We start from the raw sequence: 20,424 nt of genomic DNA, 5'->3' as shown, positions 1-20,424 counted from the left end.
TACCTGACATGCCTATTGCCATCATCCATATCGCTGAAGGCCGCACGCCCGAGAAGAAGCGCGCGCTGTTGGACAAGGTCACCCTGGCCATCGCCGACAGCCTCGAAGTACCGGTCGAGAGCGTGCGCGTCCTGTTGCAGGAGATCCCCGAGACCCAGTGGGCGGCCGGTGGCCAGACCCTCGCCGAACGCCGCGCCAAAGCCTGAACACAGGACCACGACAATGAACGACAAGATCAGCGTTGCCATCATCGGTTCGGGCAATATCGGCACCGACCTGATGATCAAGATCCTGCGCAACGGCCAGCACCTGAAGATGGGCGCCATGGTCGGCATCGACCCGGCCTCCGATGGCCTGGCGCGGGCCGAACGCCTGGGCGTGGCGACCACCGCCAAGGGTGTCGAGGGCCTGTTGGCGCTGCCGGGTTTCAAGGATATCCGTATCGTTTTCGACGCCACCAGCGCCGGTGCCCACGGTCGCCACAACGCGCTGCTGCAGGAGCACGGAGTCAAGGTCATCGACCTGACGCCCGCTGCCATCGGCCCGTTCACCATTCCGGCGATCAACCTGGATGCCGAACTGGCCGCGCCGAACATCAACATGGTCACCTGCGGCGGCCAGGCCACCATACCGATCGTCGCTGCGGTGTCGCGTGTGGCCAAGGTGCATTACGGTGAAATCGTCGCCTCGATCAGCAGCAAGTCGGCAGGCCCCGGCACCCGGGCCAATATCGACGAATTCACCGAGACCACTTCCCATGCCATCGAGAAACTCGGCGGGGCACAGAAGGGCAAGGCGATCATCGTCCTCAATCCGGCCGAGCCGCCGCTGATGATGCGCGACACCGTGTTCGTGCTGTCGGAGCCGGCAGACCAGGCGGCGGTCGAGCGCTCGATCCTGGCCATGGTCGAGGCCGTGCAGGCCTACGTGCCCGGCTATCGCCTCAAACAGCAGGTGCAGTTCGAGGTGATCCCGGCAGACCAGCCGGTGAATGTTCCGGGGCTGGGGCTGCGCAGCGGCCTGAAGACTTCGGTGTTTCTCGAGGTCGAGGGCGCCGCGCACTACCTGCCGGCCTACGCCGGCAACCTGGACATCATGACCTCGGCGGCCGTGGCCTGCGCCGAGCGCATCGCCGCTACCCAGTTCGTGGAGGGCTGAACACATGAACGCCGGCAAGAAACTCTATATTTCCGATGTCACCCTGCGCGACGGCAGCCATGCCATCCGCCATCAGTACACCTTGCAACAGGCCCGCGACATCGCCCGCGCGCTGGACCAGGCCAAGGTCGATTCGATCGAGGTCGCCCACGGTGACGGCCTGCAGGGCTCGAGCTTCAACTATGGCTTTGGCCGGCACTCGGACCTCGAGTACATCGAAGCGGTGGCCGAGGTCATCAGCCACGCGAAGATCACCACGCTGCTGCTGCCCGGCATCGGCACCGTGCATGATCTCAAGGATGCCTACAACGCTGGAGCCCGGGTGGTGCGCATCGCCACCCACTGCACCGAAGCCGATGTCTCGCGCCAGCACATCGAGTACGCCCGCGAGCTGGGCATGGACACCGTGGGTTTTCTGATGATGAGCCATATGCTGGCGCCCGAGCCGTTGGCGCAGCAGGCGAAGCTGATGGAAAGCTACGGCGCCACCTGCGTGTACATGGCCGACTCGGGCGGCGCGATGAACATGCAGGATGTACGCGAGCGCTTCCAGGCGTTCAAGGCGGTGCTCGACCCATCCACCGAGACCGGCATGCACGCCCACCACAACCTCAGCCTGGGCGTGGCCAACTCGATCACCGCGGTGGAGGCGGGCTGCGATCGTATCGACGCCAGCCTTGCCGGCATGGGGGCTGGTGCCGGCAACGCGCCGCTCGAGGTGTTCATCGCGGCCGCCGAACGCCTGGGCTGGAATCACGGCACCGACCTGTATCGGCTGATGGATGCGGCCGACGATATCGTCCGGCCCTTGCAGGATCGCCCGGTGCGGGTCGACCGCGAAACCCTGGCCCTCGGCTACGCCGGGGTGTATTCCAGCTTCCTGCGCCACGCTGAGGTCGCTGCTCGCCGCTATGGCCTGAACACCGTGGACATCCTCGTCGAGCTCGGCCGTCGCAAGATGGTGGGCGGTCAGGAAGACATGATCGTCGACGTTGCCCTGGACCTGCTGCGACCCTGAAACCACAACGCCTTGCCATTGCTTTGCCCCAACCACAAGCCTAATAAAAAGGGGAAATACCTTGAGCCAGCACACTGCCCGAATCGGCGAGATCATCGATAACGCACGAATCTCGCCTTACCAGATCATCGTTCTTACCCTGTGTTTCCTGATCGTACTGGTCGACGGCTTCGACACCGCTGCGATCGGCTACATCGCTCCGGCCCTGCGTGAGGAATGGGGCCTGCTACCGGCACAATTGTCGCCGGCCTTCGGTGCCGGTCTGTTCGGCCTGTTGGTCGGCAGCCTGGTGTTCGGGCCCATCGCCGATGCCATCGGGCGCAAGCGCGTGCTGCTGGTGTCGGTGCTGGTGTTCGGCGTCGGCACCCTGGCCTCGGCCTATGCCCACTCGATCGAGTCGCTGACCGCACTGCGTTTCGTCACCGGTATCGGCCTGGGCGGGGCGATGCCCACCTGCATCACCCTGAGCTCGGAGTATTCACCGGCGCGGCGGCGGATGATCATGGTCACCCTGAGCTGGAGCGGCTTCACCGCGGGCCTTGCGCTGGGCGGCATGCTTGCGGCGCAGATCATCCCGCTGTTCGGCTGGCGTGGCGTGCTGACGATCGGCGGTATCGTGCCGCTGGCCATGTTGCCGCTGCTGGCCTGGCTGATGCCTGAATCGGTGCGCTTCATGGCTTCCAGCCCCAAGCATGGCGATGCCCTGCGCAAGGTGGTCGAGCGCATCACCGGCAGCAGCTATGCCGGGGTGACCATCCTCGACGACGAGCGCCCGGCGCAGGTCCGCTCGCCGATCTCGCACCTGTTCATCGAGGGCCGCGCGGTGCGCACGTTGCTGTTGTGGCTGGCGTTCTTCTGCTCGCTGTTCGTCTTCTACCTCCTGACCAGCTGGCTGCCGAGCCTGCTCAAGGACGCCGGTTACGACATCGCCCATGCCGCGCGTGTCGGTGCGATGGTGCCGCTGGGCGGCACGGTCGGCGCGATCCTGCTGGCGCTGCTGATGGACCGTGTCGGACCGTACCGTGTGCTGGCCTGCTCCTACCTGGGGGCGGCGGTGGTGATCGCGGTCACCGGCTACCTGATGGGCGATATCTATGGCCTGGCGGCGGCGGTGTTCCTGATCGGTTTCGGCGTGGCCGGTGCGCAAAACGGCCTGAACCTGGTGTCGGCGACCCTCTACCCGACCACGGCCCGCGTCACAGGGGTCAGCTGGGCCATGGCCTGCGGGCGTTCCGGCTCCATCGTCGGCTCGACCCTGGGGGCCTGGCTGATCGCCGCGGCCGGTACGCCGGTGGTGTTCTTCCACTGGCTGGCCATCCCAGTGGTGGCAGGTGCGGCGGCGATCTTCGTGCTGTACCGGCTGAGCATCCGGCCATCTGCGGCCTGGCCGGCTGAAGCACCTCCCGCGCACTCCTGATCCCTGAACGAACACCAGCGCCCGCTTCGTGACAGAAGCGGCGTCGGGCACGGCTTGCCTGCGCCCGGCGTTCGCGCTGCACATAACAACAAGAAACGAGGAGCACACAGCATGTCTTGCAAACGGTCTTCTTTCGCTCCCGGGCTGATCGCCCTGGCGCTGGCCCCCCTGACCACCCAGGCTGCCGGCCTGATCGAGGATTCACACGCGCGTCTGGAAATGCGCAACATCTACTTCAACCAGGACAACCGCAGCGGTAGCGCCAACCCGTCCAAGCAGGAGGAGTGGGGCCAGGGCTTTCTGTTCGACTTCACTTCCGGCTACACCGAGGGCGCCGTCGGTGTCGGTGTCGATGCCCTGGGCATGCTTGGCATTCGTCTGGATTCGGGCAAGGGCACCCACTACAACCCGCAGAGCACCAACCGCGGTGGCCTGGTGTTTCCCACCGACAGCGATGGCCGTGCGGTGGATGAGTTCAGCACCCTGGGCATGACTGGCAAGCTGCGCGTTGCCAAGACCGAGGCGCGGCTCGGCACTTTGCGTCCGAAAATGCCGGTGCTGACCCTCAACGACGGTCGCCTGCTGCCGGAAACCTTCGAAGGCCTGCAGGTCACCTCGCGCGACCTGGACAACTTCACGTTTACCGGCGGGCAGATCCAGCGGGTCAAGAGCCGCAACTCGTCGAACAACGAAGGCATGGCGATTGCCGGGGCGGGCGGGCCGTTCGGCAAACGCAGCAATGCGTTCAACTTCTTCGGCGTCGACTATGCCGTAAGCCGCGACCTGACCTTGCAGTACTACTACGGTGAGCTGGAGGACTTCTATCGCCAGCACTTCGTCGGCCTGGTGCACCAGTTGGCCTTGCCGGTGGGCAGCCTCAAGACCGACCTGCGCTATTTCGACAGCGGCCCTTCGGGGCGTAACGGCAGCGTGGCTGGGCGTGCCGAGGGCTACCGCAGTGCTGGTTTCGGCAACAACGGCAAGGTCGATAACCAGGCGTTTGCCGGGCTGTTCACCTACAGCCTCGGCGGCCACGGTTTCAGCCTGGGCTACCAGCAGCTTGAAGGCGACAGCGACTTTCCCTTCGTCAACCAGGGCGATGGCTCGGCCACCTACCTGATCACCGACCGCCAGACCGGTGCACGTTTCCAGAAAGCCGGCGAGCGGACCTGGGTGGCGCAGCACACCTACAACTTCGCCGCTGTCGGCATTCCGGGCCTGACCACGCTGCTGGCCTACCAGCGCGGCGACAACATCAAGTCGGCGCAGGGTGACCAGCATGAGTGGGAGCGCGATTTCTGGGTGACCTACGCAGTGCAGGGCGAGATGTTCAAGGGGCTGTCGTTCTCCTGGCGCAACGCCAGCTTGCGCAGCACCTACGCCAACCAGCGTGACCTGGACGAGAACCGTCTCTACATCACCTACAGCCTGCCGTTGTTCTAAGGCACAGCCCGCGCCACTTTCGTGGGCGCGGGCTTGCTCGTGAACGGGCGCTACTCCTGCTGCACCGGGTGCTGTGGCCACCCGCCGGCAAGTGCGACGAACAGGTCCACGGCGCGGGTGGTGCTGCCCGCCTGGCTGTCGGCTTGCTGGAGCTGCGCTTCGTAGAGCGAGCGCTGTACGTCCAGCAGCTCGAACAGCTCGATGGCACCAGCTTCGTAGCGGGCACTGGAGAGGTTGGCCGCGTTCTGCCAACCATCGGCCGCGCTGGTCAGGCGCAGCGTCTGCTCCTTGCTCCTGGCCAGGCGCACCAGGGCATTCTCGACATCCTCCAGCGCGACCAGCACGGTCTGCTGATACCCGGCCAGGCGACCGGCCGCTTCGGCGTCGGCCGCCGCGATGCGGCTGTTCACCCGCCCCACGTCGAGGAATGACCAATCGATGCCCAGCACAGCCAGGTTCGATTCGCTGGCGCCGCCATACAGACCTGTGCCCGTGAAGGCATAGGTGCCAAGCGCAGCGCCAAGGCTCAGGCGCGGGAACAGGTCGGCAGTGGCGACACCCACCCGGGCGGTGGCGGCGTGCAGTTGCTGTTCGGCAGCGGCGACATCCGGGCGGCGCCTGACAATCTGCGCCGGGGTGCCCGGCTCGATGGCCGCCGGTATCCGTGGCATGTCGACCACTTGCTGCAGCTGCGCATCGAGCGCTGCTGGCGCGAGCCCGGCGAGCACTGCAAGGCGGTGCTTGTCGACGGCGATGCGCGCCTGCAACTGCGGCATGCGCGACAAGGTGGTGTCGAGCTGGGCCTGGGCCTTGGACAGGTCGTAGCTGGAGCCACGTCCGCCCTGCAGACGCCCCTGCACGACGGCCAGGGTCTGACGCTGGCTTTCGGCGTTGGCGTTGGTCAGCGTGAGCATCCGCTGCGCTGCACGCAGGTCGATGTAGGTCGTCGCCACCTGGCTGACCACCGCAACCTGCATGGCCTGCAGATCGCTTGCCCGGGCTGCGGTCTCGGCCTGCTGCGATTCGACCGCACGGCGCACGCGCCCGAAGAAGTCCAGCTCCCAGCCCAGCACGGCTTTGTTGGCGTACAGGTCGTGGCTGCGGCTGGCGCCGTTGGCCTCGTCGCTGGCCAGGCGCTGGTGACCGGCCTGGGCCGACAGGGTGACGGTCGGGGCCTGGTCGAAGCGGGCCAGGCGCAGCAGGGCATTGGCAGCGTCGTAGTTGGCCAGTGCCGTGCGCAGGTCGTAGTTGCTGGCCAGCGCCGTATTCACCAGGGCCGTGAGCTGCGGATCGTCGAAGCGCTTCCAGAACGCGTCGTCGGCAGCCCTGGCTTGTGCCTGCACAGTAGGCGTGGCCGTTGCCTGGGAAAAACTGTCGGGTACCTGCGGGGTCGGGGGGCGATGGTAGTCCGGGCCTACGGCGCAGCCCTGCAGGAGGGCCAGCACCGCTGCCAGCGACCAGTTTGCCGGCTTACTCATGGATCAGGCCCTCGGTGCTGTTCGGCGCCATGTGCGACGGATGGTTGGGGATGGTGGCACCGAGCTTGCGCAGCACCACGTAGAACACCGGTGTCAGGAACAGACCAAAGAACGTCACCCCGAGCATGCCGCAGAACACGGTGACCCCCGTGGCATGGCGCACTTCGCTGCCCGCGCCGGTGCCGACCAGCAGCGGCACGGCGCCGGCGATGAACGCTACCGAGGTCATGATGATCGGGCGCAGGCGCAGCCGACATGCCTGCAACGCCGCCTCGACGGTGCCCTGGCCCTGCATCTCCAGCTCGCGGGCGAATTCCACGATCAGGATCGCGTTCTTGCAGGCCAGCCCCATCAGCACCACCAGGCCCACTTGCACGAACACATTGTTGTCACCGCCGGCCAGCCACACGCCGGTCAGCGCGGCGAACATGCAGATCGGCACGATCAGGATCACCGCCAGGGGCAAGGTCCAGCTCTCGTACAGGGCCGCCAGTACCAGGAAGGCCAGCATCACGGCGATGGGGAAGACGATCGCTGCGGTGTTGCTCTGGGTCACCTGCTGGTAGCTGAGGTCGGTCCATTCCAGCTCGATACCGCGCGGCAGGGTGCGGGTAGCGATCTGCTGGAGCTTCGCGATGACCTCGCCCGAGGACAGCACCCGCGGGTCGGCATCACCGATCAGGTCGGCGGCCGGGTAACCGTTGTAGCGCATCACCGGGTCCGGGCCGAAGGTCGGCACGATATCGACCACCGCGCTGATCGGTACCATCTCACCCTGCAGGTTGCGCACGCGCAGGCTGCCGATGTCCGCGGCGTTCTGGCGGAACGGGGTGTCGGCCTGGGCCACGACGCGGTACACGCGGCCGAGCATGTTGAAGTCGTTGACGTAGACCGAGCCCAGGTAGGTCTGCAAGGTGTCGAAGATTGCGGTCAGTTCCACGCCTTGGGCCTGGGCCTTGGTGCGGTCGATCTTCACTTGCAGCTGCGGAATGTCCGACTGGTAGGAGCTGACTGGGAAGGTCATGCCCGGGGTGTTGGCCACCTCGGCCTGGAACCGCTCGAGCGCCTTCTGCAGGGCGGCGTAGCCCAGCCCGCCGCGGTCGGTCAGGAACAGCGAGTAGCCGGAGCCGTTGCCCAGGCCCTGGATCGGCGGCGGCAGCAGCGCGTAGGCCGAGCCATCCTTGATCGCGGCGAACTTGCGGTTGAGCTCGGCATTGATGTCTGCGGCGCTGCGTGTGCGTTCGGAGAATGGCTTGAGCAGCACGTAGGAGGTCACCAGGTTGGGCGTGGTGGTGTTCTGCAGGGCGTTGGAGCCGACATAGGAGTTGGCGTAGGCCACCCCTTCGATGCCCGAGGCGATGGCCGACATCTGCCGGGCGACCGCATCGGAGCGGGCCAGCGAGGCGCCGGGCGGCAGGGTGGCACCGGCGAACAGGTACAGCTTGTCCTGATTGGGGATGAAACCGTTGGGGATGACATTGAACAGCACGCCCGTGGTTCCCAACAGCGCGGCGTAGACCACGAACACCAGGCCTCGTCGCGGCAGGATGCGGGCGATGCTGCCTTCATAACGTTGCGAGCTGCGGTTGAAGAAGCGGTTGAACGGACGCAACAGCCAGCCCAGGGCGGCGTTCATCAGGCGCGTCAGGCGGTCGGGTGGCGTGTCATGGTGGCGCAGCAGCTTGGCTGCCAGCGCCGGCGACAGGGTCAGCGAGTTGATGGTCGAGATCACCGTGGAGATGGCGATGGTGACGGCGAACTGCTTGTAGAACTGCCCGGTGACGCCGCTCATGAAGGCCATCGGCACGAACACTGCGCACAATACCAGGCCGATTGCCAGGATCGGCCCCGACACCTCGCGCATGGCCTGGTGCGCAGCCTGCAACGGCGTCAGCCCCAGCTCGATGTTGCGCTCGACGTTTTCCACCACGACGATGGCGTCGTCCACCACGATGCCTATCGCCAGCACCAGCCCGAACAGGGTCAGGGTGTTGACCGAGTATCCGAGCAGGTAGAGGAAGGCGAAGGTGCCGACGATCGACACTGGCACGGCAATCAGCGGAATGATCGAGGCGCGCCAGGTCTGCAGGAACAGCACCACCACCAGCACGATCAGGACCATGGCCTCGAACAGCGTGTGCTGTACGGCGCTGATTGATTCACGGACGAACACCGTCGGGTCCCAGACGCTGGTGTAGCTCACGCCTTCGGGGAAGTCCTTCGACAGGCTGTCGAGCTTGGCGTAGACCGCGTTGGCCACCTCGATGGCGTTGGCGCCGGGTGTGAGGAAGATGCCCACGGCCACTTCCTGGTTCTTGCCGCGGAACACGCGCAGGGTGTAGTCGCCGGAGTCCAGCTGCACCCGCGCCACATCCGACAGCCGCGTCACCTGTCCGTCGCGCCCGTTCTTGAGCACGATGTCGGCGAATTCCTGTTCGGTCTTCAGGCGGCCCTGGACGTTGATCGAGATGAGGAAGTCGTTGTCCTGCGGCGAAGGCTCTGCCCCCAGCTGCCCGGCCGAGACCTGCACGTTCTGTTGGCGGATGGCGGCAATGGCGTCCTGGGCGGTGAGGTCGCGTGCGGCGAGCTTGTGCGGGTCGAGCCAGATGCGCATGGCGTAGTCGCCCGCACCGTAGAGGATGACGTCGCCGATGCCGGGAATGCGCGACAACTCGTCCTTCACATGCAGGCGCAGGTAGTTGCGCAGGTACAGGGCGTCGAAGTGGTCGTTGGTCGAGTACATGTCGACGAACATCAACGGCGTCGGCGATTGCTTCTGGGTGGTGACGCCGTACTGGCGCACCGACTCGGGCAGGCGCGACAGGGCCTGACTCACCCGGTTCTGCACCCGCACCGCGGCGGTGTCCGGATCGACCTTGGCGTTGAAGGTCACCACCACCTGCAGCGTGCCGTTGGAGCTGGCGACGGACTTGAGGTAGATCATGTCTTCCACGCCGTTGATCGCTTCTTCCAGCGGCACGGCGACGGACTCGGCGATTTCCTTGGGGTTGGCACCGGGGTAGGTGGCTTTCACCACGACGGTGGCGGGCACCACTTCGGGGTATTCACCCACTGGCAGCAGCGGGATGGCCACCAGGCCCGCGGCGAAAATGATGATCGACAGGACGATCGCGAAGATCGGCCTGTCGATGAAGAACTTGGAAAAGTCCATGGCTGGAACCCCTGGCTATTGCTTGTCGTGTTGCGCGGCACTGGAAACCTGAAGTTCGCGGGTGTCGCCGGAGAGTGCGTGGGGGGTGACCGGGCTGCCGCTGGCATGCACGTTCTGCAGGCCCGAGACGATGATGCGGTCGTCTGCGACCAGCCCCGAGCGGATGACGCGCTGGCGCTCGATGCGCTGAGCGGTTTCGACGTAACGGCGTTCGGCCTTGTTGTCGCTGCCAAGCACGTAGACGTACTGCTTGTCCTGGTCGGTGAGGATCGCCCGGTCTGGCACCAGGGTGGCCAGCGCCGGTTCGCCCACGGCCAGCTGGACCTTCGCGTACAGCCCCGCGGTGAGCAGGCGGTCGGGGTTACGCACGGTCGCGCGGGCGCGCAGCGTGCCGGTACTGGCGTTCACCTGGTTGTCGATGAAGCTCAACTCGCCGCTGTAGGGATAGTCGTCGTCGCTGGCAAGGCCGATGCGCACCTCGGTGCTGGCGGCCTGCTTGAGGGCTTTCTGGTATTTCAGGAAGCTGTGTTCGTCGGGGTCGAAGTAAACGTGCACCGGGTCCTGGGAAACCACGGAGGTGAGCACGGACTGGTCGGCGACGGCAAGGTTGCCGAGCGTCAGTTGAGCACGGCTCGTACGCCCGTCGATGGGCGCGCGCACTTCGGTGAACTCAAGGTTCAGCGCCGCCGTGGCGACGGCGGATTCGGCGGCGCGAACCTCGGCCTGGCTCTGCTCGCGGGCCGAGCGCTTCTGTTCGGCTTCTTCACGGGAAACGGCGCTGCTCTTGAGCAGTTGCTGGGCGCGCAGGTCTTGCTGGCTGGCGAACGCCAGCGACGCCCGGGCCCGTTCCAGTTGGGCGCGGGCGCTGTCGAGCGCGTTGCGGTAGGGGCGTTGGTCAATGACGAACAGCAGGTCGCCTTTTCTGACTTCGGCGCCTTCGCGGTAGGCCACCCGGGTGATGTAGCCGCCGACGCGGGGCAGGATCGCTACCGTCTCGGTGGCGCTGACCCGGCCATTGAACGTGTCCCAGGTCTTGACCCTTTGCTGGGTGACCGGGATCACTTCGACATCGGGGGCACTGGCGCTGGCGGCCTGGCTGGATTCTGGGTTGCAGCCACTGACCAGCAAGGCCGTGGCGATCATTCCGGTAACGGCGACTAATCGGGCGCGCACAGGATCATCCTTAACGAGGGGATTGATGGGCGGGACTCAGCACGCAGGCGCTGTGCGTGGTTGGCTATCGTCGGCGGCAGGCTGCTTTTGCCTGGCCTGTTGCTCGGCGGCCTGCAGTGCCTCCTGCTGCTTGTGTCTTTCAATGTCCTTGGCTTGCTCGGCGAAGGTGGCGCGCAAGCGTTCATGGAAGCGTTCGAGGGCTTCGCCACCGTCGGAGGCTTGGGCGAAGAAGGGCTGGGCAGAGGCCAGCAGGACAAGGACCTTGAAACTGTTTTTCATGGCGTTCTCTCAAATGACGCGCACAGCGAGGCGCTAGATAGGATTCGGTAGGTGGAGTGGCAGGCGGTCGATGAGGGCGTTTATCAGGGCCGGTCAATCATCTGCCACGCAGACGAGCGCACTTTAAGAGAAGGTGTTTCACGGATAAACTAGCTGAATTCGTTTTATTCTTACGGGATCTCGGACAATGGCATTCGATCGACTGGAAGCGATGCGCGCCTTTTGCCGCATCGTCGAAGTGGGCAGTTTCAGTCGCGCGGCAGAGTCGCTGAACCTCGCCAAGACCACGGTTTCAGGCCAGGTTCAGGCGCTGGAGAACCTGCTGGGCATCAAGCTGTTGCACCGCACCACGCGCAAGGTCTCGACCACCACCGAAGGCGCGGCCTACTACCAGCGTGCACGGGTCATCCTCGAGGATGTGAACGAACTGGAGGCCTCGGCATCGCAGAGCTGTGGCGCAGTACGTGGGCGGGTCAAGGTCGAGATGCCGTCGCCGGTGGGGATCTTGCTGGTGGTGCCGGCATTGCCGGATTTCGCCGCCAGGTTTCCAGATATCGTGCTGGATGTGCGTTGCAGTGAACGCGTGGTGGATTTGGTGCAGGAGGGCGTGGATTGTGCGATCCGTGGCGGGCACGTGGCAGACCAGGACCTGGTCTGCCGGCCAATCGGGGTGATGCGGTTCTGCTTCTGCGCCGCGCCGTCCTACCTTGCCTCGGCACCGCCGCTCCAGGTACCGGCTGATCTGCCACGCCATCGCCATCTGGGCTTCAAGTTCCCGGCGACCGATCGCCGCTACATCCCCACCCTGACTCGCGGCGACGAGCATTTCACCCTCGACCATCCACCGGCCATGTACTTCAACAGCGGCAGCGCCACGGCCGCTGCCGTGGTCGCCGGGTTGGGCGTGGCCTTCCTGCCCAGGGCCGAGGCTGAGGTGCACATCCGCAGCGGGCAATTGGTCGAGGTGCTGAGCGATTGGCAGATGGGCACCATGCCGATGTCGTTCGTCTACCCGCCGACCCGGGCGTTGTCGGCGAGGGTCCGGGCGTTCGCCGACTGGGTGACGGCGCTGATGGCAGAGGATCCGGTGTGGGCACCGGTCAGGTAGCGTCGGGTTGAATGCCGCTGCGCTGCGCGAGCATTCACGCGCGATCACCGCCAGTGCTACAGTCGCTTCTTTTTTGCCCCGAGGATGGAACATGCGAGCACTACTGCCGATGACTGCAGCCCTGATGTTGATTGGCTGCGCTTCGTCGACCATGGAGGCCGCGCGCAACGGCCAGCCCAGCGCGCGCCTCGACTCGCAGAAAGCGCCGGAGTTGGTGGCCCAGTGCATCCAGTTCAGCTGGCAGGAAGAATCGCGCTTCGGCGTTGACGCCAGTGGTTACCTGGAAACGCGCAAGGGCGGTGGCTTGACGGTGTACACCCGCGAGGCGGAATCCTTCGTTGACGTCTACCCGCAGGCTGGCGGGACCCGGGTCGATTACTACGCCCGCAAGAACGACATGGTTGCGCTGCAGCGCAAGGCTGCTGCGGCAACCTGCCTGTGAGTCAGCGAGGCATGTAGCGCAGTTGCCAGCGCCTGGGAATCTTCCACGAGACCACGGCGAGCAGCAGGGCGGTCAGCGCGCTGGCCAGCAGTGCCGCTCGCTCGAAGCGTTGCTCCAGCAGCACACCCAGCACTGCGCCGATGAACATGCCGCTCCAGGGCACCAGTTGTACGCGCCACCCCAGCCGTTGTTGGCCCAACAGGGTGCGGCCCAGCCCGCGGCCGAACCGCGACAGCGCGCCGGTGACGTAGGTCAGGCCGATCGGCAGGCCGTTCACTTCCTCGACCACCGCATTGATCATGCCCATCGCGGTCACCGCCGCCAGTAGCGCGAGCAGTTGCATGGGCTCTGGCAGCATGCCGGCGACCGCCAGCAGCAGGGCGATCACACCCAGCAACGGCCAGTGACGCCGGCCGCTTCTGGCGGCAACGATCACCCCCAGTGCGTTGCCCAGCACGAACGCCGCGATCACCAGCGCCAGGCGCAGCACCGGCCCAAGCTCGGCGCTGCCCAGCGAGACCGCCAGGCGCGTGGTGTTGCCGCTCATGAACGAAACGAAATCGCCCGTGGCCATGAAGCCGATGGCATCGGTCATGCCGGCGAGTACCGACAAGGCGGCAACGAAATACAACCCCACCGTGCCGCGGCGCTGTACCCGCTGTTGACGCTGGCTGTCGAGTGACGCACTTCCCGGTAGCATCGCAGCTCTCCCCCTGAATCAGCCCAGCCGTGCCTCGAGCCTGGCGATATGTGCTTGCAGCCGTTCATGTTCTTCGCGTTCGGCGGTGATGTTCGCGAATACGCTGATCAGGTGCTCGGGTTGGCCGTCGGCCTGGCGTTGCAACGAAGTACGCGCGCGGACCCACAGGTAGTGGCCGTTTTTGTGGCGTACGCGCTTTTCCACTTCGTAGCGGTCGATCTCGCCGTCAAGCAGGCGCTGCAGCAAGTGCAGGTTGTGCGGCAGGTCGTCGGGATGGGTCAATTGCTGGAAGGTGGTGCCGTAGAGCTCGTCTTCGCGGTAGCCCAGCAGTTCGCAGAAGCTGCCGTTGACCCGCTGCCAGCTGCCGTCGGGATCGATGTAGGCCAGCGCGCCCCAGGCGAACTCGAAGATGGTGCGAAAGCGCGCCTCGCTCTGGCGCAATTCTTCTTCGGCGACTTTGCGTTCGGTGGTGTCCATGCTGATGCCGACCATCTTCACCGCGCGCCCGGCGCTGTCGGCCAGCACGGTGGCGCGCGAGGCGATCCAGCATTGGCTGGCGTCGGGGCGGGTGATGCGAAAATCGCATTCGCAACCGGTGCCGTCGGCAACGGCCTGGGCGTACATGGCCTGCATCGGCGGAATGTCGTCCGGGTGGATATGTGCCCAGAACTCTTCGTTGCGCTGCACTGGCCAGCCATACACCGCCTCGACGTTGGGCGAGTAGGTGACTTCATCGGTGACCAGGTTCCACTCCCAGGTGACGATGCGTGCGCCTTCCTGGGCCAGTTTCATGCGGGTTTCACTTTCCATGATCTCGGCGGTGTAGCGTCGCCGCACGTCGGTCATCGGCAGCTCCACCACCTCGGCCTGCTGCACGCTCTGCAAGGCTTCTTCACCGTAGCGCAGCCAGATCCAGTTGACCTTGAGGAAAGCGGCGAGCTTGCGCAGGTTGTCGTAGTCGATTTCGCCGCCGCGGGTCCACTTGTGCACCGCGGTGCGTGAAATGCCTAGAGCGGTGCCCACGGCTTGCAGGGTCAGCTTGTGGTGTTCGAGCAATTCCTTGAGGCGAAAGGCAAAGCTGTTTTCAACCATGGGGCGGTTCCTGGAGGCGGGCCGGAAACGCGAGTATACCCGAGCCGTCAACCTGGGGTTGACGGGCAAATGCGGTTTTTTCTCATCCGGGTACTCCTCGCATCGTTCATAAATTGTTATGTTATTACATGAAATTTAGGAGCGTCGTTGATGAAAGTTTCCCCCGCCCGGTTCTGCCTGGGTTTTTCCCTGTCTGTGTTCGGCCTGCCTGGCAATGCAGCCGAACCTGTAATGCTCGAGGCCTTGACCGTCAGCGACAGTCATCTGCAGGAGCGCGCCGACGGCCCGGTGCAGGGCTATCGCGCCACCCGCTCGAGCACCGCGACGCGCACCGATACCGATGTGCGCGACACGCCGCAGAGCATCGCCGTGGTGCCCAGCCAGGTGCTTGAAGACCTCAACAGCACGCGCATCGACCGTGCCCTGGACTTTGCCGGTGGCGTCACCCGGCAGAACAACTTCGGTGGCTTGACCTTCCTCAACTACAGCGTGCGCGGTTTTACCACCGGCGAGCTGTACAAGAACGGCTTTGCCATCAACCGCGGCAGCTACAGTGCACCGGACACCTCGACCATCGAGCGCATCGAGGTGCTCAAGGGCCCGGCCGCCAGCCTGTACGGGCGCGGCGATCCGGGTGGCCTGGTCAATATCGTCAGCAAGCGTCCGCAGGAGGAGGCGTTCACGCGCCTGAAGGCCAGCGCCGGCACCTGGGATCGCTACCGCGGCAGCCTCGACGTCAACACGCCGCTGGACGAGGAGGGGCGCCTGCTGTCGCGCGTCAATCTGGCAGTGGAAGATAACGGCAGCTTTCGCGATCACGTCGACAGCCGCCGACAGATCGTCAGCCCGTCGCTGAGCTGGCAACTCGACCCTGACACACGGTTGTTGCTGGATGCCGAATTCTCGCGCACCGAGTCGGTGTTCGACCGGGGTATTCCGGCGGTCAACAACCAGTTGGGATCCGTGAAGCGCTCGACCTTTCTCGGCGAGCCCAACGACGGCCACATTCGCAACGACAACCAGACCCTGGACCTGGCCCTGGAACGCTACCTGAACGACAGCTGGAAACTGCGCCTGGCCAACCACTACACCCAGGGCCACCTGCGCGGCAACAGTTCGGAGCCGTCGCGGGTGGTCGGCCAGGCGATCAGCCGTTTCTACCGCGAACGCAATTTCGAGTGGAACGACAACATTACCCAGGCCGAACTGCACGGGCAGTTCGATTTCCTCGGCTGGCAGCACCAGAGCCTGATCGGCCTGGAGTACGAGAACTACCGCAACAGCCAGAAATACCCACAGAGCGCTACGTCGCTCGGCTATGGGCTGGATATCTACCAGCCGGTCTACGGCCAGACCAAGCCGCCGCTGATCAACCCCAATGACTTCTTCGAACGCACCGAAAGCCAGGCGCTCAACCTGCAAGACCAGATCATCTTCGACGAGCGCTGGCGTGGCCTGCTCGGCGTGCGCCTGGAACGGGTCGAGCAGACGGCGCTGAACCGTGCCACCGGGGTAAGCAACAGCCAGGTCAAGGAAGTCGCTACGCCGCGAGTGGGGCTGTTGTATCAATGGACGCCGGAAGTGGGGGTGTTCGCCAATGCTTCCACCTCGTTCAAGCCCAACGCCATCGGCACCCAAGGCCAGGTGTACAAGCCGGAGAAGGGGCTGGGCTACGAGACGGGTCTGAAGCTCGACCTGTTCGACAGCCGGCTCGGTGCGACTGTGGCGTTGTTCAGCATCGACAAGGAAAACGTCGTCACCACCGATGCCTTTGGTGAAAGCATCGCCGCGGGCAAGGCGCACAGCCAGGGGCTGGACGTGCAGTTCAGCGGTCAGCTCACCGAGGCCGTGCGGGTAATCGGTGCCTATGCCTATATCGATGCCGAGGTCACCAAGGGCGATGCCGCACTGCCCAAGGGCAGCGACCTGCTGGGCATTCCTCGGCACAGCGGCAGCCTGATGGTGGTGCACGAGTTCCAGAACGGCTGGCTGCGTGGCTCGGATGTCGGCGCCTCGGCCAACTACGTGGGTGAGCGCTCCGGGCAGGCGGGCGGCGACCTGCGCCTGCCGGCGTACAGCACGCTGGACTTGCTGGCGCACTACAAGGCCAGCGAGCAGTTGAGTTTCGGGGTGAACCTGAACAACGTCTTCGACCGCAAGTACTACGAGCGCGGCTATAACGCGGCGTGGAACATGCCGGGCGAGCCGCGCAACCTGAGTGTGAGCATGAGTCTGTCGCTGTAACCTGAGGGACCGCAAAGCGGTCCCGAACCAAGCCCCTCATCAACCCCGCTGCATCCACCCCGGGCAGCGGTCCTCGAACGAGTGCCCGGTCGGCACCAGGTGCTCGTCGTCGATCTCATCGAAACACCCCAGCAGCAACGCCACCGTTGGTGCATCGTCGATTGCTCCTATCGAACTGCCGCAGCTTCGGCAAAATGCCCGGCTGGAATAATCCGAGGAGCGCCAGGTGTCAGGCGCACCGCCGACACCTACCCAGCGCACTTGCGCACGATCGAACTCCACCCAGCTCGCCACCAGTGCTCCGGTGTGCTGCTGGCACCAGCGGCACGAGCAGTGGTGGGGATTGCCCGCTGGCCCATCGGCCTCGAAGCGGATCGCACCGCACAGGCAGCCGCCCTTGTAGGTCTTCATGCTGGCGCTCTCTCCTTGAAGGCTGGTTGTCGGCCTGCCCCCTGGCCGGTTAACGTGGCGGTTTTTCGCACAGGGAAGTGTCCATGAATCCGTCACTGGAACTCAACCGCGCCAATTGGGACGAGCGGGCGCCATTGCACGCCGCCTCGCCGGGCTATGAAGTCGAATGCTTCGTGCAGTCTGCCACGCATCTTTCGGAAGTCGTGCGCTTCGACCTGCCGCGCCTGGGCAATATACAGGGCCTCAAGACCCTGCACCTGCAATGCCACATCGGCACCGACACCTTGTCGCTTGCGCGGCTGGGCGCGCAGGTCAGCGGGCTGGACTTTTCGCCCGCATCGCTGGCGCAGGCGCGGTTGCTGGCAGAGCGCTGTGGCACCGATATCGACTATGTCGAGGCGGATGTCTACCGTGCCAGCGACGTGCTGCCCAAGGCGAGCTATGACTTGATCTACACCGGGATCGGCGCATTGTGCTGGCTGCCGGACATCCAGCGCTGGGCGCAGAATGTCGCGGCATTGCTCAAGCCGGGCGGACGGCTGTTCCTGCGTGAGGGGCACCCGATGTTGTGGACGCTCGACGAAACCCACGCCGATCGCCTGCAGGTCGACTTTCCGTACTTCGAGCATGAGGCGCCGCTCATCTTCCACAGCGACCAGACCTACGTCGAAAGCGAACATCGCCTGGCGCAGACCGAGACCCATTCCTGGAACCGCGGCCTTGGCGAAATCATCACGGCGCTGCTTGAACAAGGCATGCAATTGACCGCCCTGGTCGAGCACCCGAGCATCCCGTGGGAGGCGTTGCCTGGGCAGATGCTCAAGGGCGCCGACGGCGAGTGGCGCCTGGCCGAGCGGCCCGAGCGCCTGCCGTTGAGCTACACGCTGCAGGCGCGCAAGGGCTGATCAGGAAAGGAAACCGCCGTCGACGTTGAGTGCGGTACCGGTGGTATAGCTCGACGCGTCGCTGGCCAGGTACAGCACCGCGCCGGCCATCTCGCTCGGGTCGGCCACGCGCTTGAGCGGAATCTGCTGCAGGGCGGCGTTGAGGATGGCGTCGTTCTTCACCAGTGCCGAGGCGAACTTGGTGTCGGTCAGGCCCGGCAGCAGGGCGTTGCAGCGGATGCCGAACTGCGCGCACTCCTTGGCGAAGACCTTGGTCATGTTGATCACCGCAGCCTTGGTCACCGAGTAGATGCCCTGGAACAAGCCCGGTGTCACGCCGTTGATCGACGCTACGTTGATGATGCTGCCACCGCCGTGCTCGCGCATCAGCTTGCCGGCTTCCACCGACATGAAGAAGTAGCCGCGGATGTTCACGTCGACGGTCTTCTGGAAGGCGCTGACGTCGGTGTCGAGTACGTTGCAGAACTGCGGGTTGGTGGCGGCATTGTTGACCAGGATATCCAGGCGTCCGAACTGCTCGCGGATGCCGGCGAACACTTGCTGGATCTGGTCCAGCTCACCGATATGGCAGGCCACCGGCGTAGCCTTGCCGCCGGCTGCGATGATTGCGTCGGCGACCTGCTGGCAGCCGTCGAGCTTGCGGCTGGAGACGATCACATGGGCCCCTTGCTGGGCCAGCAAATGGGCGATGGCTTCGCCGATGCCGCGGCTGGCGCCGGAAACGAAGGCGATCTTGCCGTCAAGGTCGAACAGTTGGGTCTTGGACATGCTGGTTTTCCTTGTTGTCGCCGGTTACAGGGTGGATTTGCCGATCAGTTGCAGGCTCATCCGCTCCAGCAGCCGGTTCATGTGGATGAACTGGGCGAAGCGTTTGTCCTGGGTCTGGCCGTGGAAGAAGCGGTAGTAGATCTGCTGGACGATCCCGGCCAGGCGGAACAGGCCGTAGCAGTAATAGAAGTCGAAGTTGTCGATGCGAATGCCGGCGCGCTCGGCGTAATAGTCGACGAACTGGCGGCGGGTCAGCATGCCGGGGGCGTTGCTCGGCTGGCGGCGCATCAGTTGCACCGGTGCCGGGTCGTTGGCCTCGATCCAATAGGCCAGGCTGTTGCCCAGGTCCATCAGCGGGTCACCGATGGTCGCCATCTCCCAGTCCAATACGCCGATGATGCGCATGGGGTTGTTGGCATCGAGGATGACGTTGTCGAAGCGGTAGTCGTTGTGCACGATGCCAGGGCGCGCGTGGTCGGCGGGCATCTTCTCGCGCAGCCAGGCGATCACCTCTTCCCAGCGCGGCGCATCCGGGGTCAGGGCTTTTTCGTAGCGGCTCGACCAACCTTCGATCTGACGCTGCACATAGCCTTCGGGCTTGCCCAGGTCGGCCAGGCCGCAGGCGTTGTAGTCGACCTGGTGCAGTTCCACCAGACGGTCGATGAAGCTCTTGCACAGCGCCTCGGTGCGGCTGGCGTCGAGGTTCAGCTCCGGGGGCAGGTCCGAGCGCAGGATGACACCCTCGACCCGCTCCATCACGTAGAACTCGCCGCCGATCAGCGATTCGTCGGTGCAGTGCACATAGGCCTTGGGGCAGAACGGGAAGCCGTCGTTGAGCTGGTTGAGGATGCGAAACTCGCGGCCCATGTCATGGGCCGACTTGGCCTTGTGCCCGAAGGGCGGACGACGCAGCACGAACTCGCGCTCGGGGTAGGCGACCAGATACGTGAGGTTGGAGGCGCCGCCGGGGAACTGGCTGATGCTCGGGGTGCCTGCGAGGCCCGGGATATGCGCCTTGAGGTAAGGATCGATGATGGCTGCATCGAGTTCTTCGCCGGGGCGGACCTGGGTGGACTGGTCGGTGAGCGTCATGCGTATTCCTTATTCTCGGTCGCAAGGATCATTGGCTAATCTAATGGCCAACCTGGGTTGGGACAAGCGTGCCAAACGTCATATCGACGCGGGTGTTGCTGCGCGATCACTGCCCCTGATGAATGGTGCATGCAGGCTGCGGGCAAAAAAAAACCGAAGCCGGTCAGGCCTCGGTTTTCTTCAAGCGCGTGTTCGCATCACTCAGGACGGGAACAGCTCGCTCAGCTTCATCGACAGCATCATGTCGCCTTCGACGCGCAGCTTGCCGCCCATGAAAGCCTGCATGCCATCGGTCTCGCCACTGACGATGCCTTTGAGGGTTTCGCTGTCCAGAACCAGGGTGCAGTTGGCGTCAGGGTTCTCGCCTTCCTGGATCTCGCAGGTGCCGTCCTTGACGAGCAGGGCGTAGTGCTTGTCTTCGTCGGTGATGTTGAAGCCGAACACCAGGTCCAGGCCGGCGGCGGCGGCAGGGTTGAACTTGGCTTTCATCGCTTCGACTGCTTTAGCTACGTCGCTCATGGTGT

At 64.8% G+C, this 20,424-nt stretch carries 19 protein-coding genes; 9 read left to right on the top strand and 10 right to left on the bottom strand.

Annotated elements, in window-relative coordinates; genetic code table 11:
- The first annotated feature begins 8 nt into the window (after nt 1–8).
- The 5 genes from F6X62_RS23680 (at nt 9) to F6X62_RS23660 (ending at nt 5,036) form a co-directional block, all read left to right on the top strand.
- The gene (locus F6X62_RS23680; RefSeq protein ID WP_054892124.1) at nt 9–206 is read left to right on the top strand and encodes a 2-hydroxymuconate tautomerase family protein; all 198 of its coding nucleotides are present in this window, start codon (nt 9–11) and stop codon (nt 204–206) included.
- A 16-nt stretch (nt 207–222) separates the two neighbouring features.
- Nucleotides 223–1,158, top strand: a complete 936-nt coding sequence (locus tag F6X62_RS23675; protein ID WP_054892123.1) for an acetaldehyde dehydrogenase (acetylating) — start codon at nt 223–225, stop codon at nt 1,156–1,158.
- Nucleotides 1,159–1,162: 4 nt separating this feature from the next.
- Entirely contained in the window at nt 1,163–2,176 is a 1,014-nt protein-coding gene (gene dmpG, locus F6X62_RS23670) for a 4-hydroxy-2-oxovalerate aldolase (protein WP_125929488.1), read from the top strand.
- Between the two features lie 61 nt (nt 2,177–2,237).
- Nucleotides 2,238–3,593, top strand: a complete 1,356-nt coding sequence (locus F6X62_RS23665) for an MFS transporter (RefSeq protein WP_153774874.1) — start codon at nt 2,238–2,240, stop codon at nt 3,591–3,593.
- A 111-nt stretch (nt 3,594–3,704) separates the two neighbouring features.
- Complete coding sequence (locus F6X62_RS23660) at nt 3,705–5,036, top strand: OprD family porin (RefSeq protein WP_153774873.1); 1,332 nt, start codon at nt 3,705–3,707, stop codon at nt 5,034–5,036.
- Between the two features lie 50 nt (nt 5,037–5,086).
- Here F6X62_RS23660 and F6X62_RS23655 read toward each other — a convergent pair whose 3' ends face one another.
- Genes F6X62_RS23655 through F6X62_RS23640 form a run of 4 tightly spaced genes read right to left on the bottom strand, consistent with a single transcriptional unit; the run spans nt 5,087 to nt 11,138 of the window.
- Entirely contained in the window at nt 5,087–6,514 is a 1,428-nt protein-coding gene (locus F6X62_RS23655) for an efflux transporter outer membrane subunit (protein WP_153774872.1), read from the bottom strand.
- Nucleotides 6,507–9,686, bottom strand: coding sequence for an efflux RND transporter permease subunit (locus F6X62_RS23650; RefSeq protein WP_153774871.1), 3,180 nt, complete (start codon nt 9,684–9,686; stop codon nt 6,507–6,509). The genes F6X62_RS23655 and F6X62_RS23650 overlap by 8 nt, the downstream gene beginning before the upstream one ends.
- Before the next feature lie 15 nt (nt 9,687–9,701).
- A complete protein-coding gene (locus F6X62_RS23645; RefSeq protein WP_256674061.1) occupies nt 9,702–10,859 on the bottom strand; it encodes an efflux RND transporter periplasmic adaptor subunit in 1,158 nt (385 codons plus the stop codon).
- A gap of 36 nt (nt 10,860–10,895) precedes the next feature.
- Nucleotides 10,896–11,138, bottom strand: coding sequence for a hypothetical protein (locus F6X62_RS23640; protein WP_153774870.1), 243 nt, complete (start codon nt 11,136–11,138; stop codon nt 10,896–10,898).
- Nucleotides 11,139–11,325: 187 nt separating this feature from the next.
- On the opposite strand from F6X62_RS23640, the gene F6X62_RS23635 reads away from it, so the two are divergent.
- The gene (locus F6X62_RS23635) at nt 11,326–12,246 is read left to right on the top strand and encodes a LysR family transcriptional regulator (protein ID WP_054892115.1); all 921 of its coding nucleotides are present in this window, start codon (nt 11,326–11,328) and stop codon (nt 12,244–12,246) included.
- 91 nt (nt 12,247–12,337) lie between these two features.
- Nucleotides 12,338–12,688, top strand: a complete 351-nt coding sequence (locus F6X62_RS23630) for a hypothetical protein (RefSeq protein WP_125929493.1) — start codon at nt 12,338–12,340, stop codon at nt 12,686–12,688.
- Nucleotide 12,689: 1 nt separating this feature from the next.
- Here F6X62_RS23630 and F6X62_RS23625 read toward each other — a convergent pair whose 3' ends face one another.
- Entirely contained in the window at nt 12,690–13,388 is a 699-nt protein-coding gene (locus tag F6X62_RS23625; protein ID WP_153774869.1) for a YoaK family protein, read from the bottom strand.
- 18 nt (nt 13,389–13,406) lie between these two features.
- Nucleotides 13,407–14,480 (bottom strand): helix-turn-helix transcriptional regulator, encoded by a 1,074-nt coding sequence (locus F6X62_RS23620; RefSeq protein ID WP_153774868.1) that lies wholly within the window; start codon nt 14,478–14,480, stop codon nt 13,407–13,409.
- A 150-nt stretch (nt 14,481–14,630) separates the two neighbouring features.
- On the opposite strand from F6X62_RS23620, the gene F6X62_RS23615 reads away from it, so the two are divergent.
- Nucleotides 14,631–16,724 carry a TonB-dependent siderophore receptor gene (locus F6X62_RS23615; protein ID WP_371926327.1) on the top strand — a complete coding sequence of 698 codons (2,094 nt, stop codon included), beginning with the start codon at nt 14,631–14,633 and terminating at the stop codon, nt 16,722–16,724.
- Between the two features lie 39 nt (nt 16,725–16,763).
- On the opposite strand, the gene F6X62_RS23610 is transcribed toward F6X62_RS23615, so the two are convergent.
- Nucleotides 16,764–17,135, bottom strand: a complete 372-nt coding sequence (locus F6X62_RS23610) for a GFA family protein (RefSeq protein ID WP_153774867.1) — start codon at nt 17,133–17,135, stop codon at nt 16,764–16,766.
- A gap of 83 nt (nt 17,136–17,218) precedes the next feature.
- On the opposite strand from F6X62_RS23610, the gene F6X62_RS23605 reads away from it, so the two are divergent.
- The gene (locus F6X62_RS23605; RefSeq protein ID WP_151926195.1) at nt 17,219–18,040 is read left to right on the top strand and encodes a bifunctional 2-polyprenyl-6-hydroxyphenol methylase/3-demethylubiquinol 3-O-methyltransferase UbiG; all 822 of its coding nucleotides are present in this window, start codon (nt 17,219–17,221) and stop codon (nt 18,038–18,040) included.
- On the opposite strand, the gene F6X62_RS23600 is transcribed toward F6X62_RS23605, so the two are convergent.
- From F6X62_RS23600 to F6X62_RS23590, 3 genes are all read right to left on the bottom strand, one after another.
- Complete coding sequence (locus tag F6X62_RS23600; protein WP_063545458.1) at nt 18,041–18,808, bottom strand: SDR family oxidoreductase; 768 nt, start codon at nt 18,806–18,808, stop codon at nt 18,041–18,043.
- A 24-nt stretch (nt 18,809–18,832) separates the two neighbouring features.
- Nucleotides 18,833–19,900, bottom strand: coding sequence for a phosphotransferase family protein (locus F6X62_RS23595; protein ID WP_153774866.1), 1,068 nt, complete (start codon nt 19,898–19,900; stop codon nt 18,833–18,835).
- Nucleotides 19,901–20,101: 201 nt separating this feature from the next.
- Nucleotides 20,102–20,419, bottom strand: a complete 318-nt coding sequence (locus F6X62_RS23590; protein WP_027920549.1) for an SCP2 sterol-binding domain-containing protein — start codon at nt 20,417–20,419, stop codon at nt 20,102–20,104.
- Between the last annotated feature and the right edge of the window lie 5 nt (nt 20,420–20,424).

It is taken from the genome of Pseudomonas sp. MNR3A (assembly GCF_009650575.1).
GTDB classification, from domain to species: domain Bacteria; phylum Pseudomonadota; class Gammaproteobacteria; order Pseudomonadales; family Pseudomonadaceae; genus Aquipseudomonas; species Aquipseudomonas machongensis.
Note: the sequence above shows the minus strand (reverse complement) of the source record. Positions and strands in the feature narration are given on the sequence as shown.

Coding starts and splice junctions, on each gene's coding strand:
- F6X62_RS23605 (WP_151926195.1), top strand. CDS start 17,219: ATGAATCCGTCACTGGAACTCAACCGCGCCAATTGGGACGAGCGGGCG.
- F6X62_RS23625 (WP_153774869.1), bottom strand. CDS start 13,388: ATGCTACCGGGAAGTGCGTCACTCGACAGCCAGCGTCAACAGCGGGTA.
- F6X62_RS23615 (WP_371926327.1), top strand. CDS start 14,631: ATGAAAGTTTCCCCCGCCCGGTTCTGCCTGGGTTTTTCCCTGTCTGTG.
- F6X62_RS23595 (WP_153774866.1), bottom strand. CDS start 19,900: ATGACGCTCACCGACCAGTCCACCCAGGTCCGCCCCGGCGAAGAACTC.
- F6X62_RS23680 (WP_054892124.1), top strand. CDS start 9: ATGCCTATTGCCATCATCCATATCGCTGAAGGCCGCACGCCCGAGAAG.
- F6X62_RS23660 (WP_153774873.1), top strand. CDS start 3,705: ATGTCTTGCAAACGGTCTTCTTTCGCTCCCGGGCTGATCGCCCTGGCG.
- F6X62_RS23655 (WP_153774872.1), bottom strand. CDS start 6,514: ATGAGTAAGCCGGCAAACTGGTCGCTGGCAGCGGTGCTGGCCCTCCTG.
- F6X62_RS23620 (WP_153774868.1), bottom strand. CDS start 14,480: ATGGTTGAAAACAGCTTTGCCTTTCGCCTCAAGGAATTGCTCGAACAC.
- F6X62_RS23610 (WP_153774867.1), bottom strand. CDS start 17,135: ATGAAGACCTACAAGGGCGGCTGCCTGTGCGGTGCGATCCGCTTCGAG.
- F6X62_RS23600 (WP_063545458.1), bottom strand. CDS start 18,808: ATGTCCAAGACCCAACTGTTCGACCTTGACGGCAAGATCGCCTTCGTT.
- F6X62_RS23590 (WP_027920549.1), bottom strand. CDS start 20,419: ATGAGCGACGTAGCTAAAGCAGTCGAAGCGATGAAAGCCAAGTTCAAC.
- dmpG (WP_125929488.1), top strand. CDS start 1,163: ATGAACGCCGGCAAGAAACTCTATATTTCCGATGTCACCCTGCGCGAC.
- F6X62_RS23675 (WP_054892123.1), top strand. CDS start 223: ATGAACGACAAGATCAGCGTTGCCATCATCGGTTCGGGCAATATCGGC.
- F6X62_RS23640 (WP_153774870.1), bottom strand. CDS start 11,138: ATGAAAAACAGTTTCAAGGTCCTTGTCCTGCTGGCCTCTGCCCAGCCC.
- F6X62_RS23650 (WP_153774871.1), bottom strand. CDS start 9,686: ATGGACTTTTCCAAGTTCTTCATCGACAGGCCGATCTTCGCGATCGTC.
- F6X62_RS23630 (WP_125929493.1), top strand. CDS start 12,338: ATGCGAGCACTACTGCCGATGACTGCAGCCCTGATGTTGATTGGCTGC.
- F6X62_RS23635 (WP_054892115.1), top strand. CDS start 11,326: ATGGCATTCGATCGACTGGAAGCGATGCGCGCCTTTTGCCGCATCGTC.